Annotated in this window: 14 protein-coding genes and 1 tRNA gene; 5 read left to right on the forward strand and 10 right to left on the reverse strand. The window is 59.5% G+C overall.

Annotation, left to right across the window (positions count from 1 at the left end; genetic code table 11):
- Together SHEL_RS15760 and SHEL_RS12820 are read right to left on the reverse strand one after the other, a co-directional pair.
- A complete protein-coding gene (locus SHEL_RS15760) occupies positions 1-690 on the reverse strand; it encodes a collagen-like triple helix repeat-containing protein (RefSeq protein ID WP_169304528.1) in 690 nt (229 codons plus the stop codon).
- 157 nt (positions 691-847) lie between these two features.
- On the reverse strand, positions 848-1480 hold the full coding sequence (locus SHEL_RS12820) for an NAD(P)-dependent oxidoreductase (RefSeq protein ID WP_012799708.1): 633 nt from the start codon (positions 1478-1480) through the stop codon (positions 848-850).
- A 171-nt stretch (positions 1481-1651) separates the two neighbouring features.
- On the opposite strand from SHEL_RS12820, the gene SHEL_RS12825 reads away from it, so the two are divergent.
- Entirely contained in the window at positions 1652-2092 is a 441-nt protein-coding gene (locus SHEL_RS12825) for an Rrf2 family transcriptional regulator (protein ID WP_012799709.1), read from the forward strand.
- A 344-nt stretch (positions 2093-2436) separates the two neighbouring features.
- On the opposite strand, the gene SHEL_RS12830 is transcribed toward SHEL_RS12825, so the two are convergent.
- Positions 2437-3549 carry an SPFH domain-containing protein gene (locus SHEL_RS12830; RefSeq protein WP_012799710.1) on the reverse strand — a complete coding sequence of 371 codons (1113 nt, stop codon included), beginning with the start codon at positions 3547-3549 and terminating at the stop codon, positions 2437-2439.
- An 18-nt stretch (positions 3550-3567) separates the two neighbouring features.
- Positions 3568-4209 (reverse strand): hypothetical protein, encoded by a 642-nt coding sequence (locus SHEL_RS12835; protein WP_012799711.1) that lies wholly within the window; start codon positions 4207-4209, stop codon positions 3568-3570.
- A 617-nt stretch (positions 4210-4826) separates the two neighbouring features.
- Between SHEL_RS12835 and SHEL_RS12840 the strand changes: the two genes are divergently transcribed.
- From SHEL_RS12840 to SHEL_RS12855, 4 genes are all read left to right on the forward strand, one after another.
- A complete protein-coding gene (locus SHEL_RS12840; RefSeq protein WP_012799712.1) occupies positions 4827-5837 on the forward strand; it encodes a DUF3644 domain-containing protein in 1011 nt (336 codons plus the stop codon).
- A gap of 415 nt (positions 5838-6252) precedes the next feature.
- The gene (locus SHEL_RS15855; RefSeq protein ID WP_475908229.1) at positions 6253-6405 is read left to right on the forward strand and encodes a hypothetical protein; all 153 of its coding nucleotides are present in this window, start codon (positions 6253-6255) and stop codon (positions 6403-6405) included.
- A gap of 505 nt (positions 6406-6910) precedes the next feature.
- Positions 6911-8767 carry an ABC transporter ATP-binding protein gene (locus SHEL_RS12850; RefSeq protein WP_012799713.1) on the forward strand — a complete coding sequence of 619 codons (1857 nt, stop codon included), beginning with the start codon at positions 6911-6913 and terminating at the stop codon, positions 8765-8767.
- Positions 8768-10510: an ABC transporter ATP-binding protein gene (locus SHEL_RS12855; protein WP_012799714.1), complete on the forward strand. Its 1743-nt coding sequence runs from the start codon at positions 8768-8770 to the stop codon at positions 10508-10510. It begins immediately after the preceding gene.
- Positions 10511-10793: 283 nt separating this feature from the next.
- Here the strand turns inward: SHEL_RS12855 and SHEL_RS12860 are convergent.
- From SHEL_RS12860 to SHEL_RS12885, 6 genes are all read right to left on the reverse strand, one after another.
- Positions 10794-10869 (reverse strand) — tRNA-Met (locus SHEL_RS12860).
- 154 nt (positions 10870-11023) lie between these two features.
- On the reverse strand, positions 11024-12049 hold the full coding sequence (locus SHEL_RS12865) for a methylcobamide:CoM methyltransferase MtbA (RefSeq protein WP_012799715.1): 1026 nt from the start codon (positions 12047-12049) through the stop codon (positions 11024-11026).
- Positions 12050-12065: 16 nt separating this feature from the next.
- A complete protein-coding gene (locus tag SHEL_RS12870) occupies positions 12066-12803 on the reverse strand; it encodes a DUF1638 domain-containing protein (RefSeq protein WP_012799716.1) in 738 nt (245 codons plus the stop codon).
- Positions 12803-13693, reverse strand: a complete 891-nt coding sequence (locus tag SHEL_RS12875) for a uroporphyrinogen decarboxylase family protein (RefSeq protein WP_012799717.1) — start codon at positions 13691-13693, stop codon at positions 12803-12805. The genes SHEL_RS12870 and SHEL_RS12875 overlap by 1 nt, the downstream gene beginning before the upstream one ends.
- A 2-nt stretch (positions 13694-13695) precedes the next feature.
- Entirely contained in the window at positions 13696-15516 is a 1821-nt protein-coding gene (locus SHEL_RS12880; RefSeq protein WP_012799718.1) for an ASKHA domain-containing protein, read from the reverse strand.
- Positions 15517-15669: 153 nt separating this feature from the next.
- Positions 15670-16824 (reverse strand): double-cubane-cluster-containing anaerobic reductase, encoded by a 1155-nt coding sequence (locus SHEL_RS12885; protein WP_012799719.1) that lies wholly within the window; start codon positions 16822-16824, stop codon positions 15670-15672.
- Positions 16825-16965: the final 141 nt, after the last annotated feature.

Here is a 16965-nt window from a genome sequence, read left to right on the forward strand (position 1 = left end):
CTAAAACTCTTCCTCTTCGAGGTTGACGAGCGCGGCGATGGCGTCGTCCACGTACTGCTTGGTGGCGTAGGCCGATAGGTCGGGCGTCGTGCCCGACGGCCCCTGCGAACCCTGCGGCCCCGTGGCTCCCGTCTCGCCTTGCGGGCCAGTCTCGCCTTGGATTCCCTGGATGCCCTGTGGCCCGCGCAGGTCGGCCGAGCTCGTGCCCGACGCGCTCGTCACCGTCAGCACCGAGCCGCTCCAGCTAGCAGTGGCGGAATCGGCAGCGTCGTTTGCCGCCTCAGCCGCCTCGTTGGCCGCGTCAGCCGCCGCCGTGGTGATCTCGATTGCGCCCTCGTAGCGCTTGATGGTCTCCACGAACAGGGTGAAGCCGTCCTCGCTCTCGGTGCCGCCTGTGATCACGGGCTCCACTCGGATGGTGAACGCCCGCGTGCTGATGCTCTTGCCGTCATGCGTCACCATGAACTGCGCGTCCACCGCGCCCTCGGCCTCCTGCATGGCGGCCGGGTAGTATACGACGAATTGCCCCAGGGACGCGTCAATCTCCGTCATCGGCTCGCACCCGCGCGTGCCGGCCATCTTGTGCCTCCAGAGGAAGTAGACCTCGGCGCCGGTCAGGTCGGCAGCCGCGCCGCCCTGTCGAACGTGCAGCTCAAGGCCGCGCCCCGTGGCGTCGGCGGGCGACGCCACCAGGAGGTCACCCAGCCGCTCGTCCGCCGAATCCCATATGATCGTGTGAAGTCCGTAACCGTCGAGCATGATGCCCCTCCAATCCTCGGGGCATAAGGGTAGGCCCGCGTCACAAGGACGCGGGCCCGACGGTCTTGCGGCTATGCGAGAGACGCCGCTACTTGCGCACCACGCTGATGCGCTGGCGGATGTGGTCTCCGGACTCGATCTCGTCGACCATGGCGATGGCATAGTCGGCGTAGCTGATGACGGACTCGCCAGCCTCGTTGAGCGTGAGCTCCTCGCCGCCCAGGATGTAGGCGCCGGTGCGCTCGCCCTCGGCCTGGAAGTCGCCCGCAGGAGAGATGTAGGTCCACGCCACGTCGTCGCGGGCGCGCAGCTCCTCCAGGGCCTTGGCCATGGCCGCCGCCAGCGGTTTGAAGGCGTCCGGGAAGTCGGGGCCGTCGGCCACGCAGGCGGTGTGCTCGGGGTTCACGTAGAGCGAGCCCGCACCGCCCACGACGAGCAGGCGCACGTCGGTGCCGGCAACGCAGTCGCAGAGGTGCGCGAGCGTGGTGGAGTGCTGGGGCAGCGTCTCGGGCGTCCAGGCGCCGAAGGCGTCGACCACGACGTCGAAGCCCGCCAGGTCCTCGGCCGTGAGGTCCATGATGTCCCTCACGACGGCTTTCTCGGCGACGGTCTGGTTCTCGCCGCGCACGAAGGCGGTGACGTCCATGCCGCGATCGATTGCCTCCTTCACGATGAGCTTGCCGGCCTTGCCGTTTGCCGCTACGACTGCAATCTTCTTCATGGTGGTGCCCCTTTCGTAGGTTGTAACCTTAACGCTTACAGCCTGTACTATGACATGCCGCCGATGTAATGTCAACGATTACAACATGGGTGTCCACAACTCCTCCATAGTTGTAATACGTGACATTACAACCGACGTGTGCTACGCTATCCGAGGAGAAAGAGAGGGATTATGAGGTTCTCGTCCAGGCTGCCGGTAGCCACCCACATACTGCTCTGCATCGCCCTTCTGGGACACGAGCACAAGACCACGTCCACGTTCCTCGCAGGCAGCGTCGGCGTGAATCCCGTCATCGTGCGAAACGTCCTGGGGCAGCTCAAGGCCGCGGGCATCGTGACGGTGGAGCCGGGCGTCGGCGGGGCATCGCTTGCCCGCGCGCCGGAGGAGATAACGCTGCGCGACGTGCTCGAGGCCGTCGAGGACGACGCGGGCGTCTTCCGCATGCACGAGCACCCCAGCCCCGAGTGCCCCGTGGGCCGCAACGTGCACGCCGTGCTGGGCGCGGAGCTTGACGCCGCCGAGCGGGCCATGATGGACCGCCTGGCCTCCGCCACCCTGGCCGACCTGGCGGACGAGACGCGAGGGCTCATCGCGCAGCAGGAGCAAGCCTAGAAGTCCAGGTCAACAGCACTCGAAGATCAAGACCGACCAGTGCGTCCGCGTTCCAAAGCGCCTTGACGACCGACGACCAAGTGCGCAGGACCCGAGCCGGCGAGCCTGATACCACTGAGCCCACAGTCGGTTCACGCCCGGCCGCCCACGCTCCGGGTGTTCTCCGCACCCTGCGTGGCTGCCTAGCCGCCATTGGCTGGTTTCACCGCCCATACAGTACCGCCTTTCGCTTCCTTGGGCGGCTGCTTAAAAAGGCAGCCCGCCAACCTGCGATGAGGCTAGCGGGCTGTCGCAAGGTAGGCTCTAGCCTGCCTATTCCAGAAAACCCATTCCCTGTCTAAATCCTAGAGACCCATGATCTCCCTCTTTTTGACGTCGAACTCTTCTTGCGTAAGAATGCCAGCGTCGACAAGCTCTTTCAACTTCTTAAGCTGTTCAATCTGTTCATCGAATGACATGGCGGGCCTCTGCTCAGCGACGGATCCCAGACCTTGAGCCATGTTCATGCCAAAGATCATGCCACCCGCATCGCCAAGACCGTTATCTCGGATTCCCTCAGCAATCTGTTGCTGTGCGGCTATGTTGGACGCACGCTGAGAAACATCGTCGTACGCCTTCACGCGCATTCTGTTCTCCGAGTATTGTCTGACAAGCTCTCTCGATTGCTCGGTAAACTCGATGTTTTCAATAGCAACCTTGGTCAGTTTGAAACCGAACCGCTCCTCCCAGGTACCAGCATTATCGTTGTCGTTGGCGACCGTATTGGCAATAGCGTTGGCCTGCGCGGGCAGTTGCGAAATCCTGTAAGTGCTAGATAGCGAGTTCAGTGCAACGGTAAATGACTGCAAGAATTCGGCCAGAATCTGTGATCTCACCTTTTGGTCGTCGAAGGTGTAATAAGTGACGTTAGCGGGAACGAAGTTGCAAATGAACGTAACAGGATTGGTGACCTTCACAGTGAAAGAACCGTAGGCAAATATCTCTAGGTCAGTACCGTAAAAGTAGTCGTTATATACCTGTGCTCCCTTTGTGCCGAACTTTATGTCCCTGATTTCCCTGAGGTTCACAAATGCAATTTGCTTGTAGTCGGCCGACATGCCGCCATAACCGAGTCTTTCCTTAGCCTGACTAAAGATAGCGCTTGTGAAGCTTGAACCATTAAAAACGCTTTCCTGCCCATTCCGGTACTCATACCCGCCAGGTACCGTGATGATTTCCTCTATTCCCGATTGGCTGAAAATGAAACAGGCCGTATTTTCGGGGACGTATATCTTGGAACCATTGCTTATGACGCCGTCTGATCCATACATGTTAGTGCCACGGCCATTGCTAGTGGACCTTAGTATGCCGGGAGAAACCACGACGTGCTCGTCAAATGCACCCGCAGTAATGATGTCTTTCCACTGGTCGGCAAACGCACCGCCAATAGCACCGGTAAATGCCCTAATTACCCCCATACAAATCCACCTCCGATATTAAAGCGTTTGCTCAGTGTCGCAGTATTTGCACTTCACCGTCTGACCTCGATATCCTGTCAGCGGAGCTGAGCAAGACATACACTTCTTGCTGACCCTTTCACTCGCAACCGCTCCGGCGACGCTAGCGGCGGCTTTTGGAGCATTTTTCCGTGGCTTGAAGCCGAGCGCGTCGAGGAATTCGTTACCTGCGTCTTTGAGTTCGTCGCCAACTTCCCTGAAGGCGCCAACGAGCGTATCACTGTCATAATCATCATCGTCGTAACCGCTTCCGGTTTGACCATCGCCACCACCAACGACGCTTATGATGGCGTCAATCCACTTTTTGATATTCCTCTTATTGCCTGCTTGGAAGTTGAACGACTCGCATTCGCCACTAGTCAGGTAAACATCGAGCGTAGCAGTCCCATTGGACAACTTACCCATCATGACCTGCGGCTTGCCATTGAACATCTTGATCTGGCTAAGGGGATACACGAAGACATTCTTCGTATTGCCGAACACTCCCTTGTTGACGCAAACCAGATTTAAGCTGGTGAGCATAAGATCGTCCGTGTAAATCGCGAACATGCCGCCGTGGGCGACGCTAGATTCTTGGAGAATCATCGACTCGTTTGGCATAAGTCGATATTTGCCGGCCATCTCCGCCTCCTATAATGCTTTATCCATGTGCTCGTAATGACATTTCTGCCAAATTGTCTCACTTGATAGGCTTGCTTCCGTTAAAAGCTCCGCCAGCAAGCCCATTGGTTCATTATCCACCTTTTGCTGTACTTTCGCTGGCCAGGCGCTCCGTTTTTTACCGATTGCGTTGGTTTTGGAACACGATTCTACATTGGACTGGTACGGCGTATGCAGCGGAGTTGAGCATCCGTCGGCCCTCTCTGCTCGTCGCCGAAATTGTTCAGGCCGGCGAGCCTGCGCCAGCGTCTCATGGCCTCGTCAGCGTTCGTGCTGATGCCGACGTTAGTAGTCCGATCTTGCCACCTCGCTGCTTGGCGGGTGCGTCGGCGAACGGCCACGGCTCGGTCTCCTTCAGTGCTTCGACGTCGCCTTCGCCGCGGGCGATCACCTGACAGGAACTTGAACCTGGAGGTACGACCTCGACACCTAGCTGCACCTGTGGAAGCCCTTTGGCAACTCGGCCTTACTAGAACCCACTAGGACCGCCTCGCCTGCTGTAGCGCGATTTGTGCCGACACTATGGCAAGGCAACACCGGCAGTGAGATAATGCCAGCCCGACCACAGAAAGGACACCATGAACGAGATCAAGGCCACAACTTGCGAGCGCTTGCTCGACAAATCACAGGAAGCTTTCCTGCTCGCAATAGAGCTCTACAACCGCCCCACGATCCGCTATCACGCTGAGGGGTGCTGCTTCTTCCTGTGCAACGCATGGGAGCTGATGCTGAAGGCATACATCATCCGCACGATGGGATACGAGACCATCTACTACCCCAACAGCGACCGAACGCTCTCGCTCTCCGACTGCCTGAAGATGGTGTTCACCAACGAGAACGATCCGCTGCGGCTCAACATGGAGATCGTGGGCGAGTTCCGCAACACCAGCACGCACTTCGTCACCGATGAGTACGAGCTGTTCTACGGCCCCATTCTGCAGGAATGCGTGAAGTTCTACGAAGAGAAGCTGCGCGAACTCCACGACATCGAGATCAGCGACCGCATCCCCGAGAACTATCTTATGCTTTCCGTGCGCCGAGGCGACGTGGACTTCGACATCATCAAGGCTCGCTACCCACGCGAAGTGGTTGAGAAGATGCTCGAGCTCGGCTCGTCCATCGTGGCGAGCCGCCCAGATGGCACTGGCATAGGCTACGCCACCGAACTGCGCTTAACCAAGAAGAAGGGCGAGGGCACCCCCGTGCGCATCGCGAACGATGCGGACGCTGCCGTATCCATCCTCCACTCGCTCACCGACCCCATCAACAAGTACATATATCGAACGAAGAAGGGTACCGAGTTCATTCGGCGCAAGCTCAGCAAGGAGGGAATCACGCTCTTGGTGAAAGGAGAGCCGAAAGAATTCAATACGTTCCACTTCGGCATCTTCGTCGACTTCTACAACATGAAGGGAAACGACACCTACTCGTACAACCTGTCCCTAGGAGGCGAGCAGCCCAGCTGGGGATATTCCCAGCTGGCCATCGACCTGATGCTCCAGGAGATTCGCCGCGGCCCCAAGCACGTCATCGACAGCATGCGCGCCGAGCTCTCAAAGCGTAATTCGAGGGAAAAGAAGGGCCGCTAGACAGCAGAAGAGCCGACCCCAGGAGCAAGGGAATTCTAAGCGATCCGAGGATGCCTACCCCCATTCGGGGACCCAGCTTTGTTCCACCCAAGTCGGCTTCTCTGCGATTGAATTCTACCACGCCAGCACGAGTCTTAGAACCCCTGTAGAGCTGCCGTTACCTGCTCTCGGTCGCTGGCTGACCTCGATCAGGCTAATGTAATCCTGCACGTGATTCCATTAGATTGGGATGGAATTACATTAGTTCGCCGCGCGATTACATTAGTTTTCGAGACCGCTTGCATCACTCCGTCAGCCCCTTGAGCTCCTAAGCACGTGCCTTGGCCGTCTTCTCGTCCTCGCCATACCACTTGGCGCGATACTCCCAAGCGTTCATGGTGACGTCGCCCATCACCACAGGAGGATAGCCAAGAAGCTGGCGTCGGAATGCGAGCAATGGGCGAGAGAGAAAGGCTGCGCCGAATTCGCCAGCGACTGCGAGCTGACAAACACGGCATCAATCAGCTTCCACTTAGGCATCGGGTTCCAAGAAGAGAACAGGATCATCTGCTTCAAGAAAAAGCTCTGACGCATTACGACCCGTTAGGTGCGGAAGCCCATCACCCTCTCAGTACATCGTCCATCATCGCGTATCGAACAGCGTCGGAGGTCGTCGACCACCATGCTGCCGTCATTTGCCTGATGCCGTCATGTTCGTGCTGGACCAAGCGGGGCTAGGTTCTGGAAGCCGCCTCGCAAACACTGCAATCCATGCCAGGAACGGCTCCGGTGCACATGGCGTCATCCAAATCGCAATTGTTACCTTAGGCGCCTTTTTCTTCGTTCTATTTTTATCTTTCTGTGCAATAATACATGTTAGTTTCGGATAACTTTTAAGAGCTGCCGCATGCCGGGCAAGACCCTTGGATGGGTCTCGGGCAGGCACCATACCCGCTCTCAGCATGCGTTTTCGTGTCGAAAAGGTCCCCGAAGCACTTCTAAGACCCCAAGTCACCCAAGCTGGAGTTCGCCATTCCCGGCGAGAGCATCCGGATTAATCCGAGTACCAAAAACAGTCGTCGAAAAGAGGACACATGGCAGATACAGTCAAAAAGAAGAGCGATCTTGGCGTATTGCTCGAATATGCGGGAAGGCGCCGCGGGCTTACCTACTTGGGGCTCGCCCTTTCCGCAATTTCCATGGTGCTGAGCATGGCACCCTACATCTGCATTTGGTTGGCGGTGCGCGATCTTATCGCCGTGGCTCCAAACTGGAGCAATGCAAGCAGCGTCAGCCTGTATGGATGGGCGGCTTTCGCCTTCGCGGTCGCAGGCATCATCGTGTACTTCGCAGCGCTCATGTGCACACACCTGGCAGCGTTCCGCACCGCGTCTAATATCCGCAAGCGGGGCATGGCGCATCTGATGCGCACGCCGCTTGGCTATTTCGACAACAACGCGAGCGGCCTCATCCGCAACCGTCTGGATGGCGCTTCGGCCGAAACCGAAACGCTGCTGGCACACAACCTTGCCGACATCGTTGGCACGGTCGCCATGCTCGTCAGCGTGATTGCGATCATGTTCGTGTTCGACTGGCGCATGGGTCTGGCATGCCTGCTCGCAGCGGTCATCTCGATCATCTCCATGTTCGCGATGATGGGTGGCAAGAACGCCGACCTCATACGGGAATACCAGGCCGCTCAGGACCGCATGAGCAAGGCAGGCACCGAATACGTGCGCGGCATTCCCGTTGTAAAGGTGTTCCAGCAGACGGTGAACTCGTTCAAGGCCTTCAAAGAGGCCATCGACGACTACAGCGAAAAAGCCAGCAACTATCAGGGGAAGGTGTGCCGCATCCCCCAGGCGGTGAACCTCACCTTCACCGAAGGCGCTTTCGTGTTCTTGGTGCCGGTAGCGCTGTTTCTGGCGCCCGGCGCCCTTGCTTCGAACGACTTCGCAGGTTTCGTGACAGATTTCGCATTCTACGCAGTGTTTTCCGCCATCATCTCCACCGCGTTGGCGAAAATCATGTTCGCAACCAGCGGCATGATGCTGGCGAGCACGGCTCTCAGGCGCATCGAGTATGTGATGGATGCCCCCACGCTTAAGGTTTCCGCAGATCCAGCCGTCCCGCAGAGCAACCGCGTCGAGTTCAAGAACGTTTCCTTCACGTATGAAGGAGCCGCCGAACCCGCACTGAAGAACGTGTCATTTGTGGCCGAATCAGGACAGACCGTTGCCCTGGTAGGCCCAAGCGGCGGCGGCAAGACGACGGCGGCCAGCCTTGTCCCCCGCTTCTGGGACGTTACGTCCGGCAGCGTAGAGGTTGGCGGCGTAGACGTGCGCGCCATGGATCCGCACGTGCTTATGGACCAAATCGCATTCGTCTTCCAGAACAACCACCTGTTCAAGACCTCCATCTCGGAAAACGTTCGAGCCGCTCGCCCCGAAGCCGCGCGCGAAGAAGTGATTGCGGCGCATTCCGCCGCGCAGTGCGACGACATCATCGCGAAGCTGCCCGACGGAATAGACACGAAGATCGGCACGGAGGGCACCTACCTTTCCGGAGGCGAGCAGCAGCGCATCGCGCTTGCGCGCGCCCTCCTGAAAGACGCGCCGATCGTCGTACTCGACGAAGCGACCGCCTTTGCCGACCCTGAAAACGAGATGCTCATCCAAAAAGCATTCGCAAAGCTTGCGCAGGGACGCACGGTCATCATGATTGCGCACCGCCTTTCCACGGTGGTGAACGCCGACCAGATTGTCGTCCTCGACTCGGGAAAAGCCGTCGAAAAGGGAACGCACGAGGAGCTTGTGGCTGCAGGCGGCCTGTACGCCCGCATGTGGAACGACTACAACAAAGCCGCCACATGGCGCATCGCCGGCGCAGCGCAAATCCCACAATCCGACCCCAAACGACCCGAGCCCCTGGCCGGAATCGAGGTGATGTAGATGTTCGGCAAGAAGTTCCAAAGGAGGTTCGCGCTTACCGACCAAGGCGTCGTCAACATGAAGAAGGGCACGTTCTGGACCGTCGTCGTCAACCTGACGGCAATGGTCGGCATGGGCTTGCTCTACCTGCTCATGATGCAGTTCACAAACACCCTGACCGACGGGTCGGACTTACCGAATGCCATACTGTTCTGCCTGCTCACACTTGCTTTCGTGGTGCTGTCGTTCATCACGCACCTCCAGCAGTACGACGCCACCTACGGCCTGGTCTACGACGAGGTGAAAACCATGCGCGTGGGGCTGGCGGAACGGCTGCGCAAGCTGCCCCTGGGATTCTTCGGCAAGCGCGACCTGGCCGACCTCACCGAAACCATCATGGGCGACGTGAATCGTATGGAGCACGTGTGGTCACATGCGGTCGGATACCTCTACGGCAGCTATATCTCCACGGCCATCATTGCCGTCATGCTCCTGGCGATGGACTGGCGCCTTGCCATTGCGTGCCTGTGGGGCGTACCTGTGGCGTTCTTGCTGCTGTTCGGCACCCGCAGGCTGTCGGAGCGCAATTCTGCCACCACGAAGGCGGCGGCGCTTGAAGTCTCCGACGGCATCCAGGAGACGCTCGAGAACATCCGCGAGATTCACGCGACCAACCAGCAGCAACGCTATCTTGACGACCTCAACGCCAAAATCGATGCACACGAGCGAACGATGATCAAGGGAGAGCTGGCAACCGGCCTGTTCGTGAACGGCGCAAGCGTCATCATGCGCCTGGGTGTGGCTACCACCATCCTCACCGGCGCCAACCTCATTCTATCCGGGCAGATCGACTTCATGGTCCTGTTCTTGTTCCTGCTGGTCATCACACGCATCTACGCCCCCTTCGACCAGAGCCTCATCATGATTGCCGAGATGTTCCTATCCCAGATTTCCGCCGACCGTCTGATGGCGATCTACGATACGCCCATAGCCGAAGGCGCCGAGACTTTCGCGCCGGACGGCCACGACATCGTATTCAAGAACGTTGGGTTCTCTTATTCCGACGAGCAGGTGCTGCGGGGCGTGAGCTTCACCGCCAAGGAGGGCGAGGTGACGGCGCTTGTGGGCCCGAGCGGTTCGGGCAAGAGCACATGCGCACGCCTAGCCGCACGACTGTGGGATGTTGCAGAGGGAACAATCGAGGTCGGCGGCGTGGACATCGCAACGGTCGACCCCGAGGTGCTGTTGACCGACTACTCCATGGTGTTCCAAGATGTGACGCTGTTCGACGACACGGTCATGGCGAACATCCGGCTGGGCAAGCTGGGAGCCACCGACGAAGAGGTGCTCGCTGCGGCTGCGGCAGCCAACTGCGACGAGTTCGTGAGCAAGCTGCCGCTGGGCTACAACACCCCCATTGGCGAAAACGGAGCCAGGCTTTCGGGCGGCGAGCGCCAGCGCATCTCCATCGCACGCGCCCTGCTGAAAGACGCACCCATCGTGCTTCTTGACGAGGCGACGGCGTCGCTGGACGTGGAGAACGAAACGAAGGTGCAGGACGCGCTTTCACGCCTGCTGCAGAGCAAGACCGTGCTCGTGATTGCACACCGCATGCGCACGGTGGAAGCCGCCGACAAGATCGTCGTGCTCGCAGGCGGGCGCGTTATAGAGGAAGGCACCCCTGCCGACCTGCTCGCGCGTGAGAACAGCTCGTTCGCCCATATGCGCGAATTGCAGTCGGCAAGCGCCCGATGGAGCATGTAAACCTAGCAGGCTCCTTGGCACCTTCACCGCCGAGGACGAGTAAGACGCCTGATACGCAGAACTCATCATGTGGCTTTCAACGACATGCGTGAAGGAAAGGCTTCCTCGATCGATGCGGCTGTAAAAGAACAGGACGATGGGCGGGCGCATTGCAGCCTCAGGGTTTGGTCCGGCAGCAGGAAAACCATTCGTGCCCGGTATTGAGCCACGGGGAGAACGGACTGAAAGCCGATTTTGCCCGATGAAATAACAAAAGCCAGGAAGAAATCCTGGCCAGAAATGTTGGTCGCGGGGGCAGGACTCGAACCTGCGGCCTTCGGGTTATGAGCCCGACGAGCTACCAACTGCTCCACCCCGCAATGTATGTGGTGCGTCGTAACGCGAATTGATATACTAGTCCCCGCAGCAAGCCATTGCAAGTAAAAGTTTCTGCCGCAGGTTATACACCACGGCATCTTCACAATACATAAGCCCTTCAAGAACCCCCACGCGAACGACGCACCCCGTAATCCGTTACGAAGCCTCCCCTGCTTCGCGCACCGTCTCGAGTACGGCACGCACGTTCTCGGAAGGCGAACCCATGCCTAAACCGCAGGCCGGGGCGATAATGTTGGAGCCGTTGTTCATACACATCCGCGTAAGGCTGCGCACGCGCTCGGCGTCCTTGAGCTCGATGGCGAACGTGCTCACATTGCCCATCACCACCCTGCCCGGCAGGTTCTTGCGAGCCTCCTTGATAGGCACCACGGCATCGAAGGAAAGCGCGTTGCAACTGATCTTGGCGACCTGCTCGTACACGGAACGCATCTGCCCGCAGATATGCACGATGGTGCGAGCGCCTGCATCCTGCAGCGCTTTCTGCAGCTTCTCCAGGTACGTGACCGCGTACTGGTCGAACGAACGCGGACCCATAATTTCGCCGGTGCCGCTGGGGTCGGCGATGGCAATCACGTCAGCGCCCGCTTCGACCTGCGCCAACCCGAATCGAATGAGCTCGTTGGTAATGAAGTCCATGTAGGCGTGGGAAAGCTCCTTCTCCTTGTAAAGCTGCTTGTAGTACTTCACCGGGTCCATGACCGAGCTGGCCACGCTCACCGGGCCCACAAGGTTGCCCACGATGGGCACGCCGTCGTCGTAGGTCTTCAGAATTTTGATGGCTTCGATAACCGTTTTAGCGCGGCCCGATTCCAAATCCATCGGCTTCACCTGTTTGTAGTCGTGCACGTCGAAAATGGCGTAGCCGGTGATGTGCGGCTCCACGTCTTTACGGCCGATGGTCACCTCGGCACCCATAGCCTCCGACTCCACGCTCATGCAGAAAGGCACGCCGTAGTTCTCGAAGAACCCGCGGTCGTAGACGGCCTTGGCCAGCGCGGCCATCTTCTCCGGGTCGTAGTGCGCCTCGGGGAAGAACACCCCGATTTCGTCCTGCAACCCCACGGTGACCATATTCATCATGCCGCCGGGGCAGATGCACGGCGGACGGTCGGTCTCCTTACCGTCGAGCGTCGCCAAGAGTCTTTCCTTCGCAGTGGTCATGAGCAATCCTTTCAGCCTACCGCTTACGTTTGTCTTCAAATTCGAAATCATCCTGCTCAAGGGCCCGGCCCGGCTCCACAACCAAGATGTCGTCGTCCCAACGCCCCGAGAGCAGCTTTTCCAACACTTCGTTTCCGCCTTCATCCACACGCGTGCATACGCCCAGCTCGCGGGCAGTAGCACACGCAATGGGCATGACCGAGCCCACATCGTAGCACCCGTTGTCGATCAGTGAGACCGCCTTGTACCCCTCGAACATGTGCCGCATGATGATGTTCGCCCGGCGCTCGCCGTACTTGAGCGCATACCGTTCGCGCAGGCCGATCACCGTGGCGGCTTCGTCCTGGGACCAGCCTCGCGTCAGATACATCACCCCGGCCTTGGAGAGTCCGCGCTGCATCCTTTCGCCGTGCTTGAGCATGAAGTTGATGCAGTCGTCGAACCTCGGCATTGCAAGCGTGGCCGAACGGGTCCGCAGGCCAACTGCGCCGTTGCCGCACAGCCCGAAAGCGAGCAGCACGGTTTTCGCGCCGCGGTCTTCGACCCAGTCGATGCGTTCTTGCAGCACAGCGCGAAGGCGCGTGGGCTCGTTGTGATAGCCCCGATCGACCCAGATCACCGGGATCTGAGCTCCGACAGCCTTCATGGCGCAGGTCACCTCGTCTTCCACCATGGCGCAGGAGATGAGCACCGGCCCGCCGTCGAAACGGGGGTCGGCCGTCACTTTGCGGATGTCGGGCAGGATATCGGTCATCAGGCCTGGGGTTCCTTCATCACAAGTTCGCGAATCTTGCCGTTAAGGACCCTCACGCCCACGTACTTGATGCAGGTCTGGCCCACAATGCGCGCCTCGCCACGCAGGCGCAGCAGCGCTTCCAGGAAGTCGACGGATTCGCCAAGATCGTGAATCTTCACCTCGGCACATCCGGTATCGATAAGGGCGTAGGCGATCTTCGGGCACAGCTGAAGCACCATGCTGCCGCCGATGCGCTCGTCTAAGGCGCGCACGAAATCCGCCATGAACAAGAGCATCGACTTCTCCATCACGCGCGGGCCCAAGATGCTCAACGTGCCGGCGGAATCCGACAGCGTGATGACGTCCACTCCGCACTCGCGCGCCTCATCCACATAGGGAAGAAGCTGTCCGGCGAGCTTCCACATAACCTCTACCGCCTGATCAGGCTGTTTGCGGAACATCTTGAACACCTTCGCCGCATCCATGAGCGACTGCATCATGGTCCAAGGTCCCACGATTTCAAGACACACGGTTTCGCCGCGCTGCTTCAGGATGCGGCACGCCTCCAGCACCTCGCGGATGCGCCCCTGCGAGAAGTCGATGTCAGGCAGCGCCATGAAGTCCTCGTAAGACTCGCAGACGGGATCGGCCGCGCGGGGGCACGATTTTGCATCGCCAAGCTTCACGTTGCCGCCCATGGCCTCAACTTCCACCGTGCGGCAGAAGGGCAGCAGGCAGAAATTCGCCCCATCGTGTTCCTTAATGGCCAAAGACAGCGTGGCCATCGTGTCGCGGTGGCAGTAGGCATCGGGAAACTCCAGGTCAAGCCCCTGGGTGACCTCAGGGCTCACACCAACCGAGTTCGCGTACGTGCATCTGAAATCGCGGATCTTCTTCGCACCCACCATAGTTAGCCTTCTTTCCGTTTGGAAACGTCCGGGAACATCATGCACTGGGAGAACAGACGCTCGTAGTTCTCCGTCGCCCCCAGCTCCATGTAGTCCATCTCGTGGGCAAGCCGCTCCATCCCGCGCTTGACCTCGCCCGACATGAGCGCCATGTACGCGCCCGTCTTGGAGGTGTTGCCGGCGTAGACGATGCGGTCCTCCACCTCTTCGGGAAGGATTCCCGTGCCGGTGATGGAACTGGCCGTGAGATGCGCGCCGAACTGACCTGCGATGATAACCTGATCCAGATCGTCCATACCGATGCCAGCCTTGTTCAGAAGCGCCATGAATCCCGAAAGGATGGCGCCCTTGGCAAGCTGCACCTGCCGCACGTCGCCTTGGGTCACAAGCATGGGCTCCGCCCCGTCGACCAGCACGAACGAGCGCTTGCCGTCCTCGTGTTCGATGAGCATCTTCCTGCGGTAATCGTCCTCGGGCAGGCGGTCCAGCTTCACGAACGCACCGTTCTTGCGCACGAAACCGCAGCGGACGAGCTCACGCAGCACGGCCAAGATGCCGCTGCCGCACAAACCCTGAGGCTCCACGTCGCCGCCGATGATCGCGAACTGGTTGCCATCTTCGGTAATGGTGATCTCTTCGATGGCGCCTTCGGCCGCACGCATGCCGGCGCTGATGTTCATGCCTTCAAGGGCGGGGCCGGCCGCACACGAGCACGACAGCAGCTGCCCCTGTTTTGAAAGGACGATTTCGCCGTTCGTGCCGATGTCTATGAACAGCACGTTGTTCTTGACGTTGTGCAGGTCGCACACGTAGGCGCCCGCCACGATGTCGGCGCCGATGTAGGCCGAAACGTGCGGGAGGCAGTACAGGCGCGCGCCGGGGGCCGCCTCGATGCCGATGGCGCGGGCAGGCAGGTCCTTCGCGCGTGCGAAGGCGGGGGCGAAGGGGGCCTTGCCGATGCCGTGGGCATCCACGCCCAACAGCATGTGCATCATCGTGCAGTTCGCGCCCACGGCTATCTCGTAAATCCGGTTGCGAGGGATGCCGGTCTCTTCGCAAAGCTCGTCGAACATGCCGTTGATGGACTTCACCATCACCTTGCGCAGGTTGGCGATGCCGTTGTCCGGATGCTCAAGCTCGTACGTGATGCGCGTGAGCACGTCCAGGCCGAAGACCTTCTGGGCGTTGATCTGCGAAGCGTCCGCCAGAACTTCGCCCGTGGCAAGGTTGACCAGCTCGCACACCACGGTGGTGGTGCCGATGTCGATGGCCACGCCGTACAGCTCGTCGGTGGTGTCGCCCCGCTCGATCTGCACGACTTCGCCATCGTGAAACACCGCCGTGAACTCGCCGGGTACGAGGCCGGCGTCAATCAGCACCTCCGCAGAAAGCGCGTCCACACCCAGCTGGGCGCAGGCCTGGTCTTCGAAGGGGGTCTGGTCTTCCAGCGTCGGACGTTCGATGGTAAACGTCCGCTTCGATATGTCAGGGTCGTATTCGAATTCAGGCAGCAAGCCGGTCGTGAGCACTTCATGCTTGCGTTCCCGGTGCATCGATACGATGTCCATGTCGGTTTCGGGCTTCACCATGCAGGCGAGCCTTACGCCCGCTTCGATCTCCTTGGCGGAAAGCAGTCGGCGCTCGGTTTCCGTCGGAGCGACGGGGTTTTCCGAAACAACCTTCACGCGGCACTTGCCGCACGTCCCTTTGCCGTTGCAGGGGTTGTCCACCGCAACATTTGCGTCAAGCAGCGCATCGAGCAGGGACTGCCCGGGTTTGCACTCGATCTTGACCGAGCCCGAGTCGACGCTGATCGTGGGCACGGCACACCTCCCATCTCATGCGGGCATCGGGAGCCGGAGCCGAATCGATGTCCCGCAATCCGCTTGGTAGAACCTACCTCGCCCCTTTCGGAGCAAGGTCGCGAAAGCCGGCCCCGTTGCCGCAAAGCGCCAGGGCCGGCGTAAAAAACAAATCTAAAGCATCTCGATGAGGGCCTGCAGACGGGTGTTCAGCTGGCCTTCGTCGGCGTTGGAATAGTCGGTTTCCACATGGTAGTAGGCGATGCCCTTCTCTTCGGTCACGAAGCGGCTCACCTCGTAGGTCTCGATGTTGTAGGTGTGGCAGCCCTGCAGGGTCATGTCCACAACGGCGTCGGCCTTGAACTCGTCGATAAGTTCGCCCAGCAGCTGGAAGCGGTACGTGTCAGGAGACATCACCGAGCAGCCGATCTTGAAGTAGCGCTCGGCCAGAGCCTCGTAGACGTCGGGGTTGTCCTCGTCGACCAGGTTGTAGTAGTTCTTGATGCCGGTGCAGTTCTCGAAGGCGACCACCACGCCGCCGGTCTCCTCGATGATGCGGGCGACCTTCTCGGTGGCGCCGCCCATCGGGCAACCGGAGATGATGATGCGCGGCTTGTGGCCGATCTTGGCGCTGTTCTCCTCGGCCTCCTCCAGAATGCGATCCTTCACCTCGCGCATCTGCTTGACGGCCAGTTCGCGGTCGAAGGTGAACGATGCGCCGTAGACAACCTTGAACAGGTCGTAGCCCATGACAGGCGTGGGATCCATCTTCATCAGGTCGAAAATCTCCAGGGCGGCGCGGCGCTCTTCGTTACGCAGCTTGATGGCTTCGCGAATCTGGTCCTCGGTGATTTCGACGCCGAAGAAGTCCTCGAGCTTCTCCTTGAAGCGGATGACCTCCTTCTTCCACAGGGCGAAGCCGTCCTCGTCCTGGGTGTTGGGCAGCTGCATGATGTGCATGGGCTTGAATTCGCTCATGAGCTCGTACATCTTCTTCTTGCCGTCGCAGGTGCTTTCGGCAACCACCAGATCGCTGAAGTAGAAGAACGGGCACTTGTCGGACTTGGCGAAGCCGTAGCTCGACTTGATGAGCGGGCACAGGCTTGCAGGCAAATCGCGCTCGGCCAGCGGGATGGTCTCGTCCGACATGGAGCACAGGCCCACCACGGCGGCGTTCATGGCCATGGGCAGCTCGACCGGAACGTAGGTGCAATACGTTCCCACCAGCGGAAGGTTCTTGTCCTTCTGCTTCTTTGCGGAAAGGAAGGCGTTCTTGCGGCCTTCGGCGAATTCCTCGAAGATTTCCGGCAGTTCTTTCCTGATCTCCATAGAGACACTCCTTTTCTGACTAAAAGCCATTATTTGCCTGATTGCGGAAGCGACGTTGCAGATACGCCGGACGATTTAACTCTTTGCTTCGCAAGCACGGCCGACGCGCAGATTCTCGGCCCGTTACGGCAATCCCCCTTT

The organism is Slackia heliotrinireducens DSM 20476 (assembly GCF_000023885.1).
In the GTDB taxonomy this organism is placed as follows: Bacteria; Actinomycetota; Coriobacteriia; order Coriobacteriales; family Eggerthellaceae; genus Slackia; species Slackia heliotrinireducens.